This window comes from Pseudomonas sp. NFACC04-2 (assembly GCF_900119265.1).
Lineage (GTDB): Bacteria > Pseudomonadota > Gammaproteobacteria > Pseudomonadales > Pseudomonadaceae > Aquipseudomonas > Aquipseudomonas fluorescens_AA.
Genome location: NZ_FPJC01000038.1, coordinates 30,062 through 36,600 on the forward strand (window position 1 = coordinate 30,062; position 6,539 = coordinate 36,600).

A 6,539-nucleotide genomic window follows, 5' to 3' on the forward strand; every position below is an offset into this window, starting at 1 on the left:
TGCGCGAAGTGATCCAGGCCCAGGGCATCACCACACTGCACTTCGTGCCGTCGATGCTCGATGTGTTCCTGGCCCATGGCGAGGCAAGTCAGTGCGAAGGTCTGGTGCGGGTGATGTGCAGCGGCGAGGCATTGCCGGGGCATCTGGTGCGGCGCTTCAAGACGCAATTGCCGCACACCAGCCTGTACAACCTGTACGGTCCGACCGAAGCGGCGGTGGACGTGACGGCGTGGGACTGCGCGGGGGCGGAGACGCCGGACAGCACGCCGATCGGCAAGCCGATAGCCAACACCCGGATCTACCTGCTCGATGGCCATCGACAACCGGTGCCCATGGGCGTGGCCGGGGAGATTTACATCGGCGGGGTGCAGGTGGCACGAGGTTACCTGAACCGTCCGGAACTGACCGTCGAGCGCTTCCTGCGGGATCCGTTCAGCCGTGGGGCGAATGCGCGGATGTATCGAACCGGGGATCTGGGTCGGTACTTGCCGGACGGCAATATCGAGTACCTGGGGCGCAACGATGACCAGGTGAAGATTCGCGGTTTCCGCATCGAGTTGGGCGAGATCGAAGCCCGGTTGGCGCAGCATGCCGCGGTGAAGGAAGCTGTGGTGCTGGCCCGTGAGGATGCACCGGGCGAGAAGCGCCTGGTGGCTTATTTCACGATGCATTCTGCCGATGAGACTGCCGACATCGAAACCTTGCGGGCCCACTTGCAAGGGCAATTGCCGGAATACATGGTGCCGAGTGCTTATGTGCGACTCGACGCTTTGCCTCTGACGCCAAACGGCAAGTTGGACCGCAAGGCCTTGCCGGCACCGGATCATTCAGCGCTGATCGCCCGTGAGTACGAGGCCCCACAAGGCGAAGTGGAAGCCCGCATTGCCCGGATCTGGGAAGACTTGCTCAAGCTCGAACAAGTCGGTCGCCACGACAACTTCTTCGAGCTGGGCGGGCACTCGCTGTTGGCGGTGAAAATGATCGAGCGCATGCGCCAGGTCGACCTGAGCGTCGATGTGCGGGTCTTGTTCGGCCAGCCCACCTTGGCCGCATTGGCCGACGCCGTCGGTGGCTACCGGGAAGTCGTGGTGCCGGCCAACGGTATCCCGGCCGGTTGCACACGCATCACACCGGACATGCTGCCGCTGGCCGATCTGTCTCAAGAAGAGATCGAGCGAATTGTCGCGGCGGTGCCGGGCGGAGTGGCCAATGTCCAGGACATCTATGCCCTGGCGCCGCTGCAGGAAGGGATTCTGTATCACCACCTCACCGCCGCCGAAGGCGACCCCTATCTGCAACAGGTAATATTCGGTTTCGACAGTTTTACGCGTCTGGAGGATTTCGCCCACGCATTGCAAGCCGTCATTACCCGGCACGATATCCTGCGCACCGGTGTGCTCTGGGAAGGCCTGTCCGAGCCCATGCAGGTGGTCTGGCGTGACGCGCCATTGAGTGTCGAATCGGTTGCGCTGGATCCGGCCCAGGGCGATATCGCCACGCAGTTGCACCAGCGTTTCGATCCCCGGTTCTACCGCCTGGACATTCGCCAGGCACCGATGATGCGGATCGTCTATGCGCAAGACCCGGCAAACCAACGCTGGGTGGGCATGCTGTTGTTTCACCATCTGGTGGACGACGTCACGTCACTGACGGTGCTGTCCGCGGAAATCGAGGCTCACATGCTCGGCCAGGCGCAGCGGCTGTCGGCGTCGGTGCCATACCGCAACTTCGTGGCCCAGGCCCGCTTGGGCGTGAGCCGCGAGGAACACGAAACCTTTTTCCGTGACATGCTCGGCGATGTCGACGAGCCGACGTTGCCGTTCGATTTGCAGGATGTGCAAGGCGATGGCAGCGGCCTCGAAGAGGTGCGCCAGGAGGTCGAGGCCGACCTGAGTCGCCGGTTGCGGGCCCAGGCGCGTCAGCTCGGGGTGAGCGCGGCGAGCCTGTATCACCTGGTTTGGGCGCAAGTCCTGGGCAAGGTGTCGGGCAAGAACGATGTGGTGTTCGGCACGGTACTGGTGGGCCGGATGCAGGGCGGCGAGGGCGCCGACCGGGCGTTGGGGATGTTCATCAATACCTTGCCCTTGCGGGTTGGCCTGGGATCGCAGGGGGTGCGAGCCGGGGTCAAGGCGACACATGCCCGCCTGACCGCGTTGCTGGGTCACGAACACGCCGCATTGGCGCTGGCGCAACGCTGCAGTGGCGTGCAGGCGCCGACGCCGTTGTTCAGTGCCTTGCTCAATTACCGTCACACCGCCACGACAGTGTCGAGCGAGGCATTGTCGGCCTGGAACGGTATCCAGATTCTCAGTGGCGAGGAACGGACCAACTATCCATTGATGTTGTCGGTGGACGATCAGGGCGAAGCGTTCAGCTTTACCGTCATGACCCCGGCGCGCATTGGTGCGCAGCGGCTGTGCGGTTATGTGCAGCACACGTTGGAAAACTTGGTCGGCATGCTCGAACAGCAGCCAGACATGCCCTTGCAGCGTTTGTCGATCCTGCCGGCCTCGGAACGTGAGCAGCTGCTGGTGACGTTCAACGCCACTGCAGCCGACTATCCGCAGCAGCAAACGATTCATGGTCTGTTCGAGAACCAGGTCCAGCGTACGCCGGAGGCGGTGGCGGTGATCCGTGGCGAGCAGCGCCTGAGCTACCGAGAGGTGAACGAGCGGGCCAACCGCCTGGCCCATTACCTGCGCAAGCAGGGCGTAGAGCCCGATTCGCGGGTGGCGATCTGCGTCGAACGCGGTATCGACATGGTCGTGGGGCTACTGGCGATCCTCAAGGCTGGCGGCGGTTATGTGCCGTTGGATCCGGCGTATCCGCTGGATCGCATCACCTACATGCTGGAAGACAGTGCGCCGGCGGCGGTGTTGGCGCAGGACGCCACAGTCGGCTTGTTGAGCGATGCCTCGATGGCGGTGATCAATCTCGATAGCCGCTTGTGGCAGGACGAATCCGACCAGAATCCTGAAGTCACTGGCCTGACGTCCTCTCACCTGGCCTATGTCATCTACACCTCCGGTTCGACCGGTCTGCCCAAGGGCGTGATGATCGAGCACCGCAACACAGTGAACTTCCTGACTTGGGCGCATCGCTCGTTTGACGCTCAAACCCTGTCGAAAACCCTGTTCTCGACTTCGTTGAACTTCGACCTGGCGGTCTACGAGTGCTTCGCGCCGTTGACCTCGGGCGGCAGCATCGAAGTGGTCACTAATGTGCTGGAACTGCAACAGGGCGAGCACGACATCACCCTGATCAACACCGTGCCCTCGGCGCTCAAGGCGGTGCTGGAATCTGGCGGTGTAGGCGAGGGCGTCGACACGGTCAACGTCGCCGGTGAAGCGCTCAAACGCAGCCTGGTGGAGACGTTGTTCGAACAGACCCAGGTCAAACGCCTGTGCAACCTCTACGGCCCTTCGGAAACCACGACTTACTCAAGCTGGGTATCGATGGCTCGCGAGGACGGGTTTGCCGCACACATCGGCAAACCCGTGGCCAACACCCAGTTCTATCTGCTGGATGAGCACAAACAACCCGTGCCGCTGGGCGTACCGGGCGAAATCTACATCGGTGGTGCCGGGGTCGCTCGTGGTTATTTGAACCGCGACGACCTCACGGCCGAGCGTTTCCTGAAAGATCCGTTCAGCGCCGTTCCAAGCGCCCGCATGTACAAGACCGGCGACTTGGGCCGCTACCTGGCGGACGGCAACATCGAATACCTCGGCCGTAACGATGACCAGGTGAAGATCCGCGGTTTCCGCATCGAACTGGGGGAGATCGAAGCCAAGCTCGCCCAGGTTTCAAACATCAAGGAAACCGTGGTCGTGGCCCGTGAAGACGTGCCAGGTGACAAACGCCTGGTGGCTTATTTCACTCAACACTCGCCGGACGAAGCGGTAGACATCGAAGCCCTGCGCACGCACCTGCAAGCGCAACTGCCGGCCTACATGGTACCCGTCGCCTACGTGCGCCTGGATGCCTTGCCACTGACGCCGAACGGCAAGCTCGACCGCAAGGCGCTACCGGCCCCCGACAGCAATGCGTACACCACGCGTCTGTATGAAGCTCCCGTAGGCGACATGGAAATCAAGCTTGCCGCGCTGTGGGCAGAGTTGCTCAAGGTCGAACGGGTGGGGCGGCATGACCACTTCTTCGAACTGGGTGGTCACTCGTTGCTCGCTGTGACGCTGATCGAACGCATGCGCAAGGACGGCATGGAGGCCGATATCCGTGTGCTGTTCGGCCAGCCGACGCTGGCCCTGGTGGCTGCCGCCGTGGGCGAGGTACGACATATTGATGTGCCGATGACGAAAATTCCCGCGCTGACACGCAGACGCAGCATCTGAGTCGGCAACCTCCAACCGAAGGGTGAGTGCCCTGTCCCGGGCTTTCCGGGCAGGGCGATCGCCCTGATCCTGCCCATCTGTACCTCCTGTCTGGCTGACGTTGGGGCTTGTCCCTGCTTCCCATGACAGACATCACCTACCGAATGCTCTAATTTTTTTTGGCCTGTAAGGCGGCGGTTCGCAAACCGCCGCCTTCGGTTGAACGTGACGATTATCCATCGCTTTGGCTCATGCGCCGAGGTCGGCCCAACCGCCGTCCAGGCGCCGCGCCGTACCTGAAAAACACGTTTTTATCGTCAACCACTCCGAACTAGAAAAGCAGGTTCTTCGATGCAATTCAGCGAATTGATGGCAGCTCTGTCCAAGCATCCGATCCGTCTGCAACAAGACGGCGACAACCTCGTGATCCTGGGCGACGACGAAGGAATGGACCACGCGCTGTGGGACCGCCTTGCCGTCCATAAGCAGGAACTGCTCGACCTGTTGGAGAGAAATGGTGGCGACTGGCTGAGCCCGGCATTCCGGATCACGCCGGACATGCTGCCCCTGGCTGACCTGACGCAGGAAGAGATCGACCGGATTGTCGAGACGGTGCCCGGCGGCGCGGGCAATGTGCAGGACATCTACCCGCTGGCACCGTTGCAGGAAGGCATTCTTTACCATCACCTGGCGGCGGAGCAGGGCGACCCCTATGTGCTGCAGTCCTTGTTCGGTGCCGATCGCAGGGCACGCCTGGACGACTTTGCCCAGGCGTTGCAGGGCGTGATCAATCGTCATGACATTCTGCGCACCTCAGTGGTTTGGGAGGGGCTGGATGAACCGGTGCAAGTGGTCTGGCACGAGGCCAAGCTGACGTTGGAGGAAATCGTGCTTGATCCGGCCGCCGGTGATGCCGTGTGGCAACTGCAACAGCGTTTCGACACCCGCCATCATCGTCTGGATGTAGGGCAGGCGCCGCTGATGCGGCTGATTTGCGCGCAGGATCGTGACCACGACCGTTGGGTGGCGATCCTGCTGTTCCACCACATGGCGATAGACCATACGGCACTGGAACTGGTGCAGGATGAAATGCAAGCGTTCCTGCTTGGTCAGGCCCACCAATTGCCCGACCCCGTGCCTTATCGCAACTACGTGGCGCAGGTTCGCTTGGGTGTGGGCGGTGATTCCCATGAAGCGTTTTTCCGCGAAATGCTGGCCGATATCGATGAGCCGACCTTGCCACTGGGTTTTGCCGAGGTGCCTGAAGGCCAGTCGGTGATCGAAGAAGCCCACTTGCCGATCGACGCCTCGTTGAGCCGTCGCTTGCGGGCGCAGGCCCGCCAGTTGGGCGTCAGCGCCGCCAGCCTGCACCACTTGGCCTGGGCGCGAGTGGTGGGGGCTATTTCGGGCAAGCAGGACGTGGTCTTCGGTACGGTATTGATGGGGCGGATGCAGGGCGGTGACGGTGCCGACCGCGCGTTGGGCATGTTCATCAACACGCTGCCGCTGCGCGTGAAACTGGCCGGGCAGGGCGTGCGCGAAGGTGTAAAAAACACCCACGCCAGCCTGACGGCCTTGCTCGGTCACGAGCATGCTTCGCTGGCTTTGGCCCAGCGCTGCAGCGGCGTGTCTGCACCCGCTCCGCTGTTCGGTGCCTTGCTCAACTATCGGCATAGCAATACGGCCCAAGCACTTTCGACCCAGACTCTTGAAGCATGGGAAGGTTTGCATGCGCTGGGAGGCGCAGAGGGCACGAACTATCCGCTGACCTTGTCGGTGGATGATTTGGGCGAAGGCTTCAGTCTCAGCGTACTGGCCCTGGCCGGAATGGGCGCCCAACGCATTGGCGGGTATATGCGCCAGGCATTGGAGAACCTGGTCTGGATGCTCGAGCAGCAGCCGGACCTGTCCTTGCAGCACGTGTCGATCCTGCCGGCCTCGGAACGTGAGCAGCTGCTGGTGACATTTAATGCCACCGAGGCCGACTATCCGCGGCAGCAGACGATTCACGGGTTGTTCGAGGACCAAGTCCGGCTCACGCCGGAGGCCGTGGCGGTGATTCGTGGCGAGCAGCGCCTGAGCTACCGCGAGTTGAACGAACGGGCCAACCGCCTGGCCCATTACCTGCGCAAGCAGGGCGTGCAGCCCGATTCGCGGGTGGCGATCTGCGTCGAACGCGGTATCGACATGGTCGTGGGGTTGCTGGCG

The 6,539-nt window shown here is 62.3% G+C and carries 2 protein-coding genes; both read left to right on the top strand.

The window, feature by feature from the left end:
• Positions 1-4,352, top strand: a 4,352-nt coding sequence (locus BT125_RS27605; protein ID WP_139271818.1) for a non-ribosomal peptide synthetase, incomplete at its 5' end; no start/stop codon positions are given.
• Between the two features lie 330 nt (positions 4,353-4,682).
• Positions 4,683-6,539 (top strand): condensation domain-containing protein (locus BT125_RS27610; RefSeq protein WP_139271817.1); only part of this gene is annotated, 1,857 nt, incomplete at its 3' end.